General features: G+C 52.4%; 16 protein-coding genes and 1 pseudogene. 11 read left to right on the forward strand and 6 right to left on the reverse strand.

What is annotated here, in order from left to right:
* Nucleotides 1–391: 391 nt before the first annotated feature.
* The 4 genes from KO486_RS00055 to KO486_RS00070 form a co-directional block, all read right to left on the reverse strand.
* Nucleotides 392–1564 carry an AGE family epimerase/isomerase gene (locus KO486_RS00055; RefSeq protein WP_216035196.1) on the reverse strand — a complete coding sequence of 391 codons (1173 nt, stop codon included), beginning with the start codon at nt 1562–1564 and terminating at the stop codon, nt 392–394.
* A 10-nt stretch (nt 1565–1574) separates the two neighbouring features.
* Nucleotides 1575–2885: a TRAP transporter large permease gene (locus KO486_RS00060; RefSeq protein ID WP_216035197.1), complete on the reverse strand. Its 1311-nt coding sequence runs from the start codon at nt 2883–2885 to the stop codon at nt 1575–1577.
* Complete coding sequence (locus tag KO486_RS00065; RefSeq protein WP_216035198.1) at nt 2882–3376, reverse strand: TRAP transporter small permease subunit; 495 nt, start codon at nt 3374–3376, stop codon at nt 2882–2884. The genes KO486_RS00060 and KO486_RS00065 overlap by 4 nt, the downstream gene beginning before the upstream one ends.
* A gap of 75 nt (nt 3377–3451) precedes the next feature.
* Complete coding sequence (locus KO486_RS00070) at nt 3452–4444, reverse strand: TRAP transporter substrate-binding protein (protein WP_216035199.1); 993 nt, start codon at nt 4442–4444, stop codon at nt 3452–3454.
* 504 nt (nt 4445–4948) lie between these two features.
* On the opposite strand from KO486_RS00070, the gene rpsJ reads away from it, so the two are divergent.
* The 4 genes from rpsJ to KO486_RS00090 are packed head-to-tail and all read left to right on the forward strand — an operon-like array spanning nt 4949 to nt 6994.
* A complete protein-coding gene (gene rpsJ, locus KO486_RS00075; RefSeq protein WP_049833284.1) occupies nt 4949–5260 on the forward strand; it encodes a 30S ribosomal protein S10 in 312 nt (103 codons plus the stop codon).
* Between the two features lie 12 nt (nt 5261–5272).
* Nucleotides 5273–6094 (forward strand): 50S ribosomal protein L3, encoded by an 822-nt coding sequence (gene rplC, locus KO486_RS00080; protein WP_216035200.1) that lies wholly within the window; start codon nt 5273–5275, stop codon nt 6092–6094.
* On the forward strand, nt 6084–6701 hold the full coding sequence (gene rplD / locus KO486_RS00085; protein ID WP_216035201.1) for a 50S ribosomal protein L4: 618 nt from the start codon (nt 6084–6086) through the stop codon (nt 6699–6701). The genes rplC and rplD overlap by 11 nt, the downstream gene beginning before the upstream one ends.
* The gene (locus KO486_RS00090; RefSeq protein ID WP_216035202.1) at nt 6698–6994 is read left to right on the forward strand and encodes a 50S ribosomal protein L23; all 297 of its coding nucleotides are present in this window, start codon (nt 6698–6700) and stop codon (nt 6992–6994) included. Before rplD ends, KO486_RS00090 begins: the two co-directional genes overlap by 4 nt.
* Nucleotides 6995–7196: 202 nt before the next feature.
* On the opposite strand, the gene KO486_RS00095 is transcribed toward KO486_RS00090, so the two are convergent.
* The gene (locus KO486_RS00095; protein ID WP_216035203.1) at nt 7197–7367 is read right to left on the reverse strand and encodes a hypothetical protein; all 171 of its coding nucleotides are present in this window, start codon (nt 7365–7367) and stop codon (nt 7197–7199) included.
* A 571-nt stretch (nt 7368–7938) separates the two neighbouring features.
* On the opposite strand from KO486_RS00095, the gene KO486_RS00105 reads away from it, so the two are divergent.
* Nucleotides 7939–8628, forward strand: coding sequence for a VPLPA-CTERM sorting domain-containing protein (locus tag KO486_RS00105; protein WP_216035204.1), 690 nt, complete (start codon nt 7939–7941; stop codon nt 8626–8628).
* Nucleotides 8629–8706: 78 nt separating this feature from the next.
* Nucleotides 8707–8784 (forward strand): annotated as a pseudogene (locus KO486_RS00110) (50S ribosomal protein L23); the annotation flags it as partial.
* Between the two features lie 65 nt (nt 8785–8849).
* On the opposite strand, the gene KO486_RS00115 reads toward KO486_RS00110, so the two are convergent.
* Nucleotides 8850–9152 carry a DUF4156 domain-containing protein gene (locus KO486_RS00115; RefSeq protein WP_216035205.1) on the reverse strand — a complete coding sequence of 101 codons (303 nt, stop codon included), beginning with the start codon at nt 9150–9152 and terminating at the stop codon, nt 8850–8852.
* A 977-nt stretch (nt 9153–10129) separates the two neighbouring features.
* Between KO486_RS00115 and rplB the strand changes: the two genes are divergently transcribed.
* Genes rplB through rplP form a run of 5 tightly spaced genes read left to right on the forward strand, consistent with a single transcriptional unit; the run spans nt 10130 to nt 12786 of the window.
* Nucleotides 10130–10972, forward strand: a complete 843-nt coding sequence (rplB, locus tag KO486_RS00120; protein WP_216035206.1) for a 50S ribosomal protein L2 — start codon at nt 10130–10132, stop codon at nt 10970–10972.
* A 3-nt stretch (nt 10973–10975) separates the two neighbouring features.
* Nucleotides 10976–11254 carry a 30S ribosomal protein S19 gene (rpsS, locus tag KO486_RS00125; protein WP_216035207.1) on the forward strand — a complete coding sequence of 93 codons (279 nt, stop codon included), beginning with the start codon at nt 10976–10978 and terminating at the stop codon, nt 11252–11254.
* A 3-nt stretch (nt 11255–11257) separates the two neighbouring features.
* Complete coding sequence (gene rplV, locus KO486_RS00130) at nt 11258–11644, forward strand: 50S ribosomal protein L22 (protein WP_216035208.1); 387 nt, start codon at nt 11258–11260, stop codon at nt 11642–11644.
* Nucleotides 11644–12360, forward strand: a complete 717-nt coding sequence (gene rpsC, locus KO486_RS00135; RefSeq protein ID WP_216035209.1) for a 30S ribosomal protein S3 — start codon at nt 11644–11646, stop codon at nt 12358–12360. Before rplV ends, rpsC begins: the two co-directional genes overlap by 1 nt.
* A 12-nt stretch (nt 12361–12372) precedes the next feature.
* Nucleotides 12373–12786: a 50S ribosomal protein L16 gene (rplP, locus tag KO486_RS00140; protein WP_216035210.1), complete on the forward strand. Its 414-nt coding sequence runs from the start codon at nt 12373–12375 to the stop codon at nt 12784–12786.
* Nucleotides 12787–13006: the final 220 nt, after the last annotated feature.

A 13006-nucleotide genomic window follows, 5' to 3' on the forward strand; every position in this document is an offset into this window, starting at 1 on the left:
TGAACGAACAAAGAAGGCCCCCGCAGGTATGCGGGGGCCTTTTTGCTGTTGTAGCGAATGTCAGCTCTGAGCCCTAAGTCCCCAATGCTGCGGCACGCATCAATGTCCGGTCTGGGGTCTTTCCAAAAATGACTCGGGAAATGACGGCCCAAAGCGATCATCGGACGGCGCTGCAGCGAAGGCCAGCTAATAGCCCATTTTTCCAAATTTCAACTCACACCTAATGTCTATTCCGTGGAATTTTTTAGAATGGTACCAAAGCATCCAGCTCCTAACAGACATTCAGCGAATTTCAGTCCAGCCCAACTTTTTAGGTAGGCCCAACTGAGGCGGGTTCTGGTATTGATTGAGATGAGATTTTTAAGACCTGCGCCCAATTCTACCAGGTCAATCAATCTAAAATTTTTGCAGGTACATCAGGCCACAGCCCAGCTTTTGAGCCTTCGCTCAAAGCTAACACAAGGTGATACATAAGCCGCGTCAGCGTTTCGTCCCACAGGGAGTTACCACCTATATCAAGCTGATTGCAAAAATACGGGCGGTTTGCGAACCAACGTACGAATACTAGGCAGAGTAACCTCTGGGCGCGATCACCGGCGAAAGGCTCACCTGCTTTGTGGAGGGTTGATAAAATCTTGATTGCCTCAGTTTGAGGCCACAAGAGAAACCTGTCTTCCACGGTGAGCCCGCTTGTAGATACGGCATCAAATACAGCACCTTTCAGATCACCATCTTGCGCAAAACCATGCTTATCGGCAAATGCGATGAGGCGTTCCGCGGCACTTATTAAGCTAGTGTCTTTGGCGAGATCAGCCTCTTCTAGCAAAAGCCACGCCCATTCACATTGATGGCCGACCTCTCGTCGTTGACCAGCGGCCCCCTCAAGTGGTTCCAAGTCGCTTGTAAGAAACTCGGTTATGCTGCCACTGCTTTCATCCATAAAATAGCGCAGACCAACTTTGCGCAGGTCTGCCGCGTACGTGAGCCACATGGCATCCTGCGTCATGCGGAAAGCCTGTAGGCAGGCCTCATAAAGGTGCATGTGCGGGTTCTGTGCCGGATCTGTGTTTATCCCGCTCTCGTCGTTAAGCAGCAGTCCGCTCGCAGGGTCAGTCAGGTCCGTTTTTAGAGCTTTCCAACACTCGTTGATCAGGGTGCTGACCTCGATTGACGGTGAAACCTTGTTCCATGTTACAAGCCCTAGGATGACAAAGGTTTGGTCATAACTGCGCGCGACCTCATCTCCTGAATTGCCTGTCAGGGAACCGTTCCGGTTGACTTTGCAACGATAGAGGCCTGGTGACTTTCGAAAGTTGTCCAAGAATTTCGCTTGCTTGCGGGCAATCTCAACCAACCCTTGGTCCCCAGATAGTAATGCAACATGCGAAAGAGTAAAAAGCGTGCGTGCCTGCGAGAGAAGCGTTTTGCCGGAAGTCGTGTCGGGCTTACCCTCGACATCGAGCGCATCAAAAACACCGCCTTGATCGTCTTGAACCCGCGCCAGCCAGTCCGCAAAGAAACTGCCCCAGAACCACTTTGACCAATATTGTGCATCTTTGATCATTGGTAAGGCCTTACTTAAACGTCTCAGGCATCAACATCTGGGGCAACCAAAGCGCAATGTTTGGGAAGATGATGATCAGCAATAAGATCAATAGCATCGGCAGTAGGATGATGCAGACTTCGCGCATGACCTGCACGACGTTCATGCCCCCGATCGAGGCCGAAATCAGCAGGCACAGTCCATAGGGCGGCGTTACCAATCCAAAGGCGAGCGATACAATACCGATAATCGCAAAGACAATCGGATGGATTTCCGCTGCAGTCGCGACAGGCAAGAGAACCGTCCCAAGAATGATGATTGTCGGGATCGCATCAATGAACAGACCGAAGAACAAGAACAGACCTGCTATCACAAGGGCGGTCCCAAAGGTCCCGAATTCTAGGCTGGTCATCGTGTCCACGACCAACTGCGGCACGTGGTAGAATGCAAGCAACCACCCGAACGCCGAAGCCGAACCGATCGCAAAGAGCGAGATCGAAGCGAAGCGGCCCGTGTCATAAAAGATGTGGCCTAGGTCTTTGACGGTGACTGTACGATACACAAACATCCCTAGGATCAACGAATAACCTGCCGCAATAATCGCGCTTTCTGTGGGTGTTACGATACCACCGACAATGCCGCCAATTACGAAGATTGGGGTTAGCATCGCAAGGAACGCGCCCTTAAACGCTGTCCAGATTTCACACAATGTCGGCTTCCCGATAATCGGATAGTCGTAGACTTTTGCATACCCGTAGACCGTCGCCATTAGTGCAATACCAATCATGATCCCGGGAACCGCACCCGCAAGGAACAGGGCCCCGACGGAAGTTTGCATGACGCCGCCCCAGACGATCATTAAAATCGATGGTGGGATAATCACACCCATCACGGACGAACAAGCTGTGATCGCGATTGCAAAGCGGCGGTCGTAACCTTCATTAATCATCGCTGGGATTAGGATTTTGCCGCAGCCAGCAGCGTCAGCTGTGGACGACCCGGAAATACCCGCGAACAGCATCGACACCGCGACATTCACATGGCCCAAGCCACCGGGCATCCAACCGGTAAGCACTCGTGAAAGATCAATAAGTTTGTCAGTAACTTTGCCGGAGTTCATAAGATTTGCAGCTAGCAGGAAGAACGGCACCGCCAGCAAAATGAATGAATTGTAGGACTGGAACATCCGGTCCAACACGATGAACGGTGTCAGGCGCAATTCAAGCACCACAATCGGCACGGTCGAAATCGCCAGTGAAAAGGCCACAGGGATGCGCATCGCCACCAAGAAGATGAAGCCGCCCACAAGAATGGCACAGGCGAGGCCAGTTGAGATAATCATGCTACGTCTACCGCTCGGTTCTTGTAAGTGAGAATGGCCTCATAGAGGCGGTAGCCTGCAAACAGGATCCAAACTACGCCTGCAATCGGAACCGAGACATAGGTGATCATCATGTTTGCCCGCATCATGACAGAATTTTGGATATATCCGAATTTTGCATACTCGAGCCCGTACCAAGCAAAGATAAGCGCAAATGCGAGGATCATGACCAAAACAAATCCGTCTTGTAGCAACACAAGTAGCGGGCGTTTGGCATCGGGAATGACACGTACATCGAAATGGGACCCGTCCCAAACCGCAATCATCGCACCAATCATGACGGCCCACACGAAGATGAACGTGGCCAATTCTTCGGTCCAAAGATAGACGGGAATAACACCAGTATATCGTGCTAAGACCTGCATTCCGACGGGAATAGCGAGGAGGGCAATCAGTGTGCCCAGCAAAACTCTCAGCCCATTACAAAGCTGCTCAAGCATCCGTCCAAACATGTTGTGCCCCATTTCCCCCTAAGAGTTGTCGGCGCTAACGATGAGCGCCGACAACTTTGTTGTTCGACAAGGCTCTTATTGAGCGCGGATCGCGTTAAGCAGATCAGTCGCGCCGAGCTCGGCTGCGTATGCATCCTGAACCGGGATCACCATTTCTAGCAGCGCTTCGCGGTTTTCGAACTCGGTGACAAAGATCTGACCGGCATCGATCATCTCTTGCATCTTTTCACCGTCTTGACGGCTTTCCAGCTCACGACCGAATGCACCGGCTTCTGCGCCTGCCTCCAGTACAACCGCCTGAAGGTCAGCTGGCAAAGCGGAGAATGTGCTTTCGGACATCACCAATGGACGCACCGTGATGGCGTGACGTGTCAGTGTGATGTTTGGGGCAACCTCATAGAACTTCAGGTTCTGGATGGACGCCGCTTCGTTTTCAAAGCCACCGATCACGCCAGTCTGAATAGCGTTGTACACTTCGTTATACGCAATCGCAGATGGTGCCGCCTGAATAGCAGCAAAGATTTGCGCCTGAATAGGGGCGCCCATAACCCGCATCTGGTGGCCGGTAAGGTCATCGATGTTGGTGATTGGGTCAGCAGAGGCAAGGTTACGTACACCGCCACCTGCATAACCGATTACGCGGATGTTGGCTTTCTCCAGAAGCTCGGCTTCGAGGGGGGCCATGACGCCGCTGGACAGCGCTGTATCCCAGTGCTCGAGATCACGGAACAAGAAGGGCATATCCATGAGCGGAATGGACGGTGCAAATGTCGCCATATTGGACGGAGCCATGATTGCGTAATCGATCGCAACACCTTGCTGCAAGAACGTCACAAAATCGCTTTCGTCACCGAGTTCGCCGTTCAAGCTGATGTCGAAAGAGATATCGCCATCATAGCTCTCTGTTACCAGGCGTTCAAATTCGCGCAGAGTTTTGGTGTAGGCGTGCTCTTCGTCGAACAGGCTTGCCCCGCGCAAAGCAGTTTGTGCGGAAACTGAGGTTGCCATGATCGCTGTTGCAGCGATGGCTGCGACGGCAAAGGCCTTCGTTGATTTGAATTGAATCATTTTGTCCTCCCAGACGGTAGCTAACTGCACACAGCATGCAGACTAGTATACCTGTTCAGGTTTCCACATTAGTTGGGATTTGTAAACAGCGCTGTGAAATGTGTGTATTAAGAGGAACGGGTGGGTCTGGTCAAAATGCGGCCAACCAGTGCGATGTGAGCAGCATCGACCCCTATGCCCTATCCTCCATGTTGTGCGCAGAGCGGCTAACGTCTTCTTCTCTAGGTTCATTGTGGCTATGAGATGTGCGAGATAGTGGAGAACGTCCACATAGCAGCCACTAGGTGAAAAACCTCGAAGGACAGCTTTGTCCGCATTGCGGTCATTAAAGGAAATCTCCGAACTCCCCCTTGCCACAATCCCCGACTCCCCCTATACGGCCCCAATCCAAGTCGGGTGCGCGCTGCGTGCCCCTTTTTTCTTGGACTATAAGACGCGACGAGGGGTGCCGATGAGCGGCATTCGTCCAATCCGTTAACATCCCAAAGACAAGGGATATGCATCATGGCAGCTAGCCAGAATATTCGCATCCGTCTGAAGGCTTTTGATTACCGTGTGCTGGACGCATCCACACAGGAAATCGTAAACACAGCCAAGCGCACAGGCGCATCGGTTCGCGGTCCAATTCCGCTTCCGAACAAGATCGAAAAGTTCACAGTTCTTCGTGGACCGCACATCGACAAAAAATCTCGTGATCAATTCGAAATCCGCACGCACAAGCGTCTGCTGGATATCGTCGACCCAACACCACAGACTGTGGACGCGCTGATGAAGCTCGACCTCGCTGCTGGCGTTGACGTCGAGATCAAAGTTTAAGGAGCGCTGCATATGTTACGTTCCGGTGTAATCGCGAAAAAGGTTGGCATGACCCGCCTTTTCCAAGAAGACGGTCGTCAGATTCCTGTAACCGTTCTTCAACTCGAAAACCTGCAGGTTGTGGCACAGCGCACCACTGAAAAGGACGGCTACTCTGCTGTTCAGCTCGGTGCGGGTACTGCCAAAGCCAAACGCACATCCGCACCTATGCGCGGTCACTTCGCCAAAGCTGGCGTTGAACCAAAGCGCAAAGTTGCTGAATTCCGCGTTGCAGAAGAAAACCTCATCCCTGTCGGGGAAGAGATCATCGCTTCTCACTACTTCGAAGGCCAATTCGTTGACGTATCCGGTACGTCCATCGGTAAAGGTTTCGCTGGTGCGATGAAGCGTTGGAACTTTGGCGGTCTGCGTGCGACACACGGTGTGTCCATCTCTCACCGTTCCCACGGTTCCACAGGTCAGTGTCAGGATCCTGGTAAGGTTTTCAAAGGCAAGAAAATGGCTGGTCACATGGGTGCCGCCAAGATCACAACTCAGAACCTTGTTGTCGTTAAGACAGACACGGATCGTGGTTTGATCATGGTTAAAGGCGCCGTTCCTGGCTCCAAAGGCAACTGGGTCACAATTAAGGATGCGGTTAAGAAGCCACAGTCCGACAACGTGATCTTCCCAGCAGCATTGGCATCCGCCGCGAAAGAAGCCGAGAAATTGGCAGAAGCCGCAGCCGCAGAAGCCGCAGCCGCAGAAGAAGCAGCAGCAGCTGCAGCCGCAGAAGCCGAACAGGCAGCCGCGGACGCAGTAGAAGCAGATGGGGGTTCCTCCGATGAAAGCTGAAGCAATCAAACTTGATGGCAAAGCCGCAGGTTCCGTCGACTTGAACGACGAAATCTTTGGTCTTGAGCCACGTGTGGACATCCTTCACCGTGTGGTCCGCTGGCAGCGCAACAACGCGCAGGCTGGCACACACAAGGTGAAAACACGGTCCGAAGTTAAGTACTCCACAAAGAAGATCTATCGTCAGAAAGGTACTGGCGGCGCACGTCACGGTGCACGTTCTGCTCCGATCTTCCGCGGTGGTGGTATCTACAAAGGTCCTACGCCACGCAGCCACGGCCACGAGCTGACCAAGAAGTTCCGCAAATTGGGTCTTCGCCACGCGTTGTCTGCGAAAGCAGCAGCAGGTGAATTGGTTATCGTGGACACAGTTGACATGAAGGACGCGAAAACTTCTGCATTGGCCAAACAGGTCGGCGCATTGGGTTGGAAGCGTACACTCGTGATCGACGCAGCCGTGAACGAAAACTTCGCCGTTGCCGCGCGCAACATCACTTCCATTGACGTGCTCCCATCCATGGGCGCAAACGTCTACGACATCCTGAAGTCCGATACACTCGTGTTGACGAAAGCAGGCGTCGAAGCTCTGGAGGCTCGTTTGTCATGAACGCTAAGGCAGAACACTACGATGTGATCCGCAAGCCGATCATCACTGAGAAAGCAACAATGGCGTCTGAAAACAACGCCGTCGTTTTCGAAGTGCATATCGATGCAAACAAACCAATGATCAAAGAAGCTGTTGAAAGCCTCTTTGGTGTAAAGGTTAAAGCGGTCAACACGACGATCACTAAAGGTAAAGTAAAGCGTTTCCGCGGCCAGCTTGGTACGCGCAAAGACGTTAAGAAAGCCTATGTGACGCTCGAAGAAGGCAACACAATCGACGTGAGCACAGGCCTGTAAGGCACCGCTCCATCGATTGAAGATAGATAGGGCCCCTGCAGATATGCGGGGGCCCTTTTTCATGTCGTGGCCCGTCTTCGAGCAGCCAGACGAGCAAAAGCCCGGCCTGTTTTTACAGACCGGGCTTTGGCGTCCCCAACGTTCTTTGGTCGTGTGCTCGCTTTAAACGTTGCACTGCCATACCCCAAACATGGCGCGCTGTTTAGGCGACGTCTGCAAGGTCAGAAAAGATATTGAAGAGCCGATCAAGCGTGCCATCGCGCCCACGTCGCGAGCAGAATGCCAGAGCGGTCCGGTTGGAACGATGCGCGCGACGTTTCTTCCGCAATTCGTTCAATGCGGTTATGCGGCCGTTGCGTGCAGTGTTGATCATTTTCGTGTCCATTTTCGTTCTCCCAAGGTTTTTTGCCCCTAACCCTGAAATGAAATTAACCGTGATTATCGACGAGGTCTCGCGGCCAACGGCATAGGAACACGGCAACTTGGGCTGTTTCAGCTGCCCAAACGGATAGGTCACATGACCCACGGAGGTAAGAAACTGGCTCTGCCGCCAGCTCGGCACACGCAAAGACGTGAAGAAAGCCTATGTGACGCTCGAAGAAGGCAACACAATCGACGTAAGCACGGGCCTGTAAAGCGCCTCACTTACGGACGAAATGAGAGGGCCCTCGCGAAAGCGGGGGCCTATTTTTGCGATTCGCGTCAAGCAATCACTCGGCATTCGTGATCAGTTCCTAAAATGGCATGGCATTGTTTCGATGCTGGCGTCTGAAAACCCACGTTTGCCCCGCAAAGTTAGACTTTTAGACAAAAACGCGGATTTTTTCCCAGTATCGGCTACAAAACGAGTAAGTTAATAACTTGTTAAGGACGCCAGCTGTTGGGGAGCGGCGGTAATATTAATAGTTTGCGTAGTTTCCGCGCGACGAATGAAGGACGGTAAATTGACTTATACACTTACCTCAAAATCACTGAAGGCTGTGGCTGCCGCTGCCTTGCTGACACTTGCGACGGCCCCCGCGTCGTCGGCCGCAAGCTTGAAATTTGAAAGCTGGGCGAGCGGTTACGAAACCGTTGACGTCACAGCGCCATCCTACAATGGCGCTGCAGGTGGCTTCGTGATGAACGATGTCGACACCTCGGACAGCTTTGTCGTGTTTTGCCTCGATATCCTCGGTGTGATCTACAGCAATGTCACCTATGACTACACGACCACGGCCGCGCCGTTTTCAAATTCTCAGTCCCCGCTGAATATGACGGGCCTGCAGAACCTGTTTGACACCGGTTACTCCAACGCACTGGCGAGCTCTACGACGTCTGCCGCGTTTCAGGTTGCTCTGTGGAATACGGTTTACGACACCGATTGGGATGTGAATGGCGGTACGTTCTCACAAGACGATGACGGCGCTGTAAAAGACATGGCAAACGAATTTCTTGCAGCGGCCAACGGGTACACCGGGCCAAGCACGTGGACGTTGTCTTTCTTGGAAGGCGAAAATACTGATCCGAACATCAGACGCAGTCAGAACCTCGTGACGGCCGCGCCTTCACCGGTGCCACTGCCTGCAACAGGCCTGATGCTGGTCGCTGCAATCGGTGGTCTGGCCATGACACGCCGCCGTAAGACAGCATAATCGCCGCACTTAGGCGTTGAGGCGAATTTTAGGGCCGTCCCATTTGTGGGGCGGCTTCTTTCGTTGGGTCGTTAACCCGGCACGCGTAAAGACGTATAGAAAGCCTATGTAACGCTCGAAGAAGGCAACACAATCGACGTATCCACTGGCCTGTAAGGGTTAGGATTTACGATTGAGAATTAGGAAGGCCCCGCAGTGTGAACTGCGGGGTCTTTTTGACTTTAGGTGGGGCAGACGTAGGCATCACCCAGTGCGATAGAGCCGTCTAACGACGACTGAGTGTTTGAAAGTACAAACGCATTTCCACCACGCGCCGCAGTTTCATTTCGCAGCTTATTCAACGCGCTGCTAACGTCATCGGTAACAGTCATGCCCATGAGTTCGGTTCCCGATACTGGACCTAAGAACTGACATCGTTCTGTCATTTGAGGTGTGATCTGTCTGACGAGTTGCGCCTCTGGCGTAAGTTCAGCGCTACAAGCAGCTAAACCTGAACAAGCTAGCAATAAAATAAGTCGATTCATGTCATTCCTTTTCTCTACGGGTTAAAGTGAACACATCGCGATTATGCTAACAATCCCAAAAGGTTCTATGTTCACCATGCTTGCATTTGCAAAATATGATTCAGATAGATGCTGCCTTTGCGGTAAAAAGGGTCCTTTAACTGGCGAGCATAAATTCAAAGCGACACAAATAAAGTCCAGTTTTCCAGACGGAGAGTTGCTTTCGATGAACAACCCCGATTGGAAACGCCCCAAATTTGTTTAAGGATCAAAATCAAGCAATTTAAAATTCAAGAAAAGTGTTTGTGCTCTTTGCAATAGTAGCCGTACCCAATCGGCGGATAGAGCCTTTGACGAATTTCATTATGCGAATAGTGCTGACCTTGAGCGAGTGTTGAAAGACCGCGAACAACTTGGAGAGTTAGTTCGGCCTGTTGCGTCTGACAGAGAAAGAGATGTCTTTAGGTACTTCGCAAAATTGCTGTGTTGTTTTCTTGCAGAAATAGACGGACCACGACCAAAGGCGGTTGGTGCTTTTGCTGCATCTTTGGCAGAGCAAAACCCTATCTTGTTGAGTGTGTCTGAGGACCCTGCACTTGCCGAAATTAAGCAAAGGGCCATTGGGACGGGATGGGTGGCGCATGGCGGTCTTTGGCTCACATTTGACAAGTCAAAGCGTTTCGCAGAGAAAATTGGGTCTCGGCTTACGGTTGGACATGTTCGCTACGAGTATTGGGTGCAATTGAACAAGGTCCCCCAACTGGAGCTACTTTTATTCCAACGAGCATTCTTAGAGCGCGCTAAGTTGGGTATCATTGAATAGGTGGGGTGAGCCCTTGACCCATCCCCCTATCCCCCCTATCAGACCCCATCGGCACAGCCCCAGATTCGTCTGGGGCTTTGTTGTTGTCTGCAAAGACATATCATCGGGCACCTACGGGGGCCTATAAACATCAGGGCCGCATCTGCGGTCCGCCAAGCAAACGGAAGTAGCAAACATGGCACTTAAGTCGTATAAGCCGACGACGCCTGGCCAACGTGGGTTGGTGCTGATTGACCGTTCGGAGCTTTGGAAAGGTCGTCCAGTTAAGTCCCTCACAGAGGGTCTGACGAAATCGGGCGGTCGGAACAACACCGGACGGATCACATCACGTCGTCGTGGTGGTGGGGCAAAACGCCTTTACCGCATCGTAGATTTCAAACGTAACAAGTTCGACATGGAAGCTGTTGTCGCTCGGATCGAATATGACCCGAACCGGACTGCGTTCATCGCACTCGTTCAATACACTGATGGCGAGCAAGCCTACATCATCGCACCACAGCGTTTGGCTGTTGGCGATAAGGTCATTGCTTCTGCTAAGGCAGACATCAAGCCGGGCAACGCAATGCCGTTCTCTGGCATGCCAATCGGTACAATCATTCACAACATCGAAATGAAGCCAGGCAAAGGCGGCCAGATCGCCCGTGCAGCTGGTACTTACGCACAGTTCGTAGGTCGTGACGGTGGTTACGCTCAGATCCGTCTGAGCTCTGGTGAATTGCGCCTCGTGCGTCAGGAATGCATGGCCACCGTTGGTGCCGTGTCCAACCCTGACAACTCCAACCAGAACATGGGTAAAGCCGGCCGTATGCGCCACTATGGCAAACGTCCATCCGTTCGTGGTGTCGTAATGAACCCGGTCGATCACCCACACGGTGGTGGTGAAGGTCGTACGTCTGGTGGTCGTCACCCGGTTACTCCTTGGGGTAAGCCGACGAAGGGCGCCAAGACACGTAACAAGAAAAAAGCGTCCAACCGTCTTATCGTTCGGTCCCGGCACGCCAAGAAAAAGGGGCGTTAATATATGTCTCGTTCTGTATGGAAAGGTCCATTCGTTGACAGCTACGTGCTTAAGAAAGCCGCAGCCGCCAAAGATTCCGGCCGCAATGACGTTATCAAAATCTGGTCCCGTCGTTCTACAATCTTGCCTCAGTTCGTTGGTTTGACATTTGGTGTCTACAACGGCCGGAAGCACATCCCTGTATCTATCACCGAAGACATGATTGGTCAGAAGTTTGGTGAGTATTCACCAACTCGCACCTATTACGGTCACGCGGCTGATAAAAAAGCGAAGCGGAAATAAGTCATGAGCAAGGATAAGAATCCCCGCCGCGTGGCAGACGACGAAGCAATGGCAAAACTGCGCATGCTGAAGACGTCCCCGCAAAAACTGAACCTTCTGGCCGGCATGATCCGCGGCAAATCGGTAGACAAGGCCCTCACGGACCTGACGTTCTCCAAAAAGCGGATCGCTCTGGATGTGAAGAAATGCCTTCAGTCCGCGATTGCCAATGCTGAGAACAACCACAACCTCGACGTTGATGAACTCATCGTTGCTGAGGCTTATGTGGGCAAGAACTTGACGATGAAACGCGGTCGCCCTCGTGCCCGTGGTCGCTTCGGCAAGATCATGAAGCCGTTCGCAGAGCTGACAATCAAAGTGCGCCAAGTTCAAGCTGAGGAGCAAGCATAATGGGTAACAAAGTAAATCCTATCGGCATGCGTCTTCAGGTGAACCGTACTTGGGACAGCCGCTGGTACGCTGACACCAAAGACTACGGTGACCTTCTTCTTGAAGACTTGAAGATCAAAGCCTTCATCAAAGAAGACTGCAAGCAAGCCGGTGTTAGCCGCGTTATCATCGAACGTCCGCACAAGAAGTGCCGCGTAACTGTTCACACTGCACGCCCGGGCGTCATCATCGGCAAGAAAGGTGCAGACATCGAAACTCTGCGTCAGAAACTTGCGTCCATGACTGACTCCGAGCTGCACCTCAACATCGTTGAAGTGCGCAAGCCTGAGCTTGATGCTCAGCTTGTTGGTGAGAGCATTGCACAGCAGCTTGAGCGTCGTGTTTCTTTCCGTCGCGCTATGAAGCGTGCGGTTCAGAACGCAATGCGTATGGGTGCCCTTGGTATTCGTGTGAACCTTGCTGGCCGTCTTGGCGGTGCAGAGATCGCGCGTACTGAATGGTATCGTGAGGGCCGCGTGCCACTCCACACCCTTCGTGCTGACATCGATTACGCACACGTGGAAGCAATGACTGCCTATGGTATCATCGGGATCAAGACTTGGATCTTCAAAGGTGAGATCATGGAGCACGATCCAGCTGCGCGTGACCGTAAACTTCAAGAGCTTCAGGATGGCCCCGCACCGCGCGGCGCACGTCCTGGTGGCCGTGATCGCTGAAAGGATTAAACAATGCTTCAGCCAAAACGCACTAAATTCCGCAAGATGCACAAAGGCCGCATCAAGGGCGAAGCCAAAGGTGGCTCCGACCTGAACTTCGGCACATTTGGCCTCAAGGCGACCACACCGGAACGTGTGACAGCACGTCAGATCGAGGCAGCACGCCGCGCGATGACACGTCACATGAAACGTCAAGGTCGTGTTTGGATCCGCATCTTCCCAGACGTACCTGTCACCTCCAAGCCTGTCGAAGTTCGTATGGGTAAAGGTAAAGGTTCCGTTGATTATTGGGCATGTAAGGTCAAACCTGGCCGTGTCATGTTCGAAATCGATGGCGTGGACGAAAGCGTCGCTCGTGAGGCCCTGCGCCTTGCTGCGATGAAACTGCCTGTGAAAACACGCACAGTGGTTCGCGAAGACTGGTAAACCCAATCTTCCCCACCGGGATTTGAAACTAACGAAAAGCCCTCGTCGAGTATTCGGCGGGGGCTTTTTCTTTCGTGTGAACTTCGCCCCTGCGCCCATCTTGCCGGAGTGTCACTATGCGAAGAATGTCCGCTATATCAATTAGCCTCGTCTCAGAGAAACAGCTGCTTTTGCCTGCCCCAGATTATCGTTGCTGAAACGTTTATGTAGGTTGTCATTT

The sequence above is a fragment of the Octadecabacter sp. B2R22 genome (assembly GCF_018861045.1).
Lineage (GTDB): Bacteria > Pseudomonadota > Alphaproteobacteria > Rhodobacterales > Rhodobacteraceae > Octadecabacter.

Bases quoted from the DNA above. Each gene is read 5' to 3' on its own strand.
- KO486_RS00055 (WP_216035196.1), bottom strand. From the start codon at position 1,564: ATGATCAAAGATGCACAATATTGGTCAAAGTGGTTCTGGGGCAGTTTC.
- KO486_RS00060 (WP_216035197.1), bottom strand. From the start codon at position 2,885: ATGATTATCTCAACTGGCCTCGCCTGTGCCATTCTTGTGGGCGGCTTC.
- KO486_RS00065 (WP_216035198.1), bottom strand. From the start codon at position 3,376: ATGTTTGGACGGATGCTTGAGCAGCTTTGTAATGGGCTGAGAGTTTTG.
- KO486_RS00070 (WP_216035199.1), bottom strand. From the start codon at position 4,444: ATGATTCAATTCAAATCAACGAAGGCCTTTGCCGTCGCAGCCATCGCT.
- rpsJ (WP_049833284.1), top strand. From the start codon at position 4,949: ATGGCAGCTAGCCAGAATATTCGCATCCGTCTGAAGGCTTTTGATTAC.
- rplC (WP_216035200.1), top strand. From the start codon at position 5,273: ATGTTACGTTCCGGTGTAATCGCGAAAAAGGTTGGCATGACCCGCCTT.
- rplD (WP_216035201.1), top strand. From the start codon at position 6,084: ATGAAAGCTGAAGCAATCAAACTTGATGGCAAAGCCGCAGGTTCCGTC.
- KO486_RS00090 (WP_216035202.1), top strand. From the start codon at position 6,698: ATGAACGCTAAGGCAGAACACTACGATGTGATCCGCAAGCCGATCATC.
- KO486_RS00095 (WP_216035203.1), bottom strand. From the start codon at position 7,367: ATGATCAACACTGCACGCAACGGCCGCATAACCGCATTGAACGAATTG.
- KO486_RS00115 (WP_216035205.1), bottom strand. From the start codon at position 9,152: ATGAATCGACTTATTTTATTGCTAGCTTGTTCAGGTTTAGCTGCTTGT.
- rplB (WP_216035206.1), top strand. From the start codon at position 10,130: ATGGCACTTAAGTCGTATAAGCCGACGACGCCTGGCCAACGTGGGTTG.
- rpsS (WP_216035207.1), top strand. From the start codon at position 10,976: ATGTCTCGTTCTGTATGGAAAGGTCCATTCGTTGACAGCTACGTGCTT.
- rplV (WP_216035208.1), top strand. From the start codon at position 11,258: ATGAGCAAGGATAAGAATCCCCGCCGCGTGGCAGACGACGAAGCAATG.
- rpsC (WP_216035209.1), top strand. From the start codon at position 11,644: ATGGGTAACAAAGTAAATCCTATCGGCATGCGTCTTCAGGTGAACCGT.
- rplP (WP_216035210.1), top strand. From the start codon at position 12,373: ATGCTTCAGCCAAAACGCACTAAATTCCGCAAGATGCACAAAGGCCGC.